Raw genomic sequence first — 1,499 nt, forward strand, 5'->3', positions numbered from 1 at the left:
CCGGCCTCACCCATCCACGCCGCGACCGCGGCCGGCGTCGGACGCTCGTACAGCATCCGCAGGGGCAACTCCACGCCCAGCACCGTACGCACCCGGATCACCAGCCGCATCGCCAGCAGCGAATGACCACCCAGCGCGAAGAAGTCGTCCTCCACACCGAACGCGGGGAGCCTCAGAACCTCGGCGAACGCCTGGCACAGCAACTCCTCGTGCACCGTCACCGGACCCCGGCCCCCAGCCGCCAGCCCCGAGAAGTCCGGTGCGGGCAGAGCCTTGCGGTCCACCTTGCCGTTCGCCGTCAGCGGCATCTCCTCCAGCACCATGACAGCCGACGGAACCATGTACTCCGGCAGGCTCAGGGCGAGGTGGGCCCGCAGGTCCGCCGCATCCACCCGTGCCCCGGTCCGGGGCACGACGTACCCGGCGAGCCGCTGATCCCCCGCACCGCTCTCGTTGACCGTCACCGCCGCCTGTGCCACCAGCTCGTGACGCTCCAGCGCGGCCTCGATCTCACCCAGTTCGATCCGGAAGCCACGCACCTTGACCTGCGTGTCGACCCGGCCCAGGCACTCCAGCGTCCCGTCCCCGCGCCAGCGGGCCAGGTCGCCCGTGCGGTACATCCGCTCGCCCCTCGGCCCGAACGGCGCGGCAGTGAACCGCTCAGCACTCAACCCGGGCCGGCCCAGGTACCCCCGGGCCAACTGCGCACCCGCCAGGTACAACTCGCCCGCCACACCTGCCGGGACCGGTTGCAGGAACCCGTCCAGCACGTAGGCACGCATGTTGGCGAACGGACGCCCGATGGTCACCGGACCCTCGCCGACCTCGGCCGAGGTCGCCCAGACCGTGGCCTCCGTCGGCCCGTACAGGTTCACCGCCCACAGGCCGAGCTCCCGCACCCGGCCCGCCAACTCCTCGGACAGCGCCTCACCGCCGACCAGCACCCGCACCCCGCGCGGCCAGTCGGCCTCGGCGGACAGCAGAGCCCGCCACAGCGAGGGAACAGCCTGGACAGCAGTCACCCCGCCCGCGTCGACCAACTCCCGCAACGCCGCCGTATCACGTACCGTCTCCCGCTCGGCGAGCACCACAGCCGCCCCGCTCACCAACGGCAGGAACAACTCCAGCGCCGCGATGTCGAAAGACACCGTCGTCACAGCCAGCAGACGGTCGCCGACCCCCAACGGAACCCGCTGCCCGGCCGCCCGCAAGTGGTTCACCAGCGCCTGGTGGGTGACCACGACCCCCTTGGGGCGCCCGGTCGAACCCGACGTGTGAATCACATACACCGGATGGGCCGGCAGCAGCGGCACCACCAGATCGGCGTCGGTGAGCTGCACCTCCTCGAAGCCCGAGCACTCGGCGCGCAGCTCGGCGGAGTCCAGCACCAGCACCGGCCCCTCGACCGAGTCCGGCAGCACCCGTGCACACTGCTCCGTGGTCAGGACACACACCGGCGCCGCGTCATCCAGCACATAGGCGATCCGCTCCACCGGATA

At 71.4% G+C, this 1,499-nt stretch carries 1 protein-coding gene; it reads right to left on the bottom strand.

Annotated elements, in window-relative coordinates:
- A partial coding sequence (locus VR45_RS41445; protein WP_045945157.1) for a non-ribosomal peptide synthetase occupies positions 1-1,499 on the bottom strand: 1,499 nt, incomplete at both ends.

The sequence above is a fragment of the Streptomyces sp. NRRL S-495 genome, assembly GCF_000966955.1.
In the GTDB taxonomy this organism is placed as follows: Bacteria; Actinomycetota; Actinomycetes; order Streptomycetales; family Streptomycetaceae; genus Kitasatospora; species Kitasatospora purpeofusca.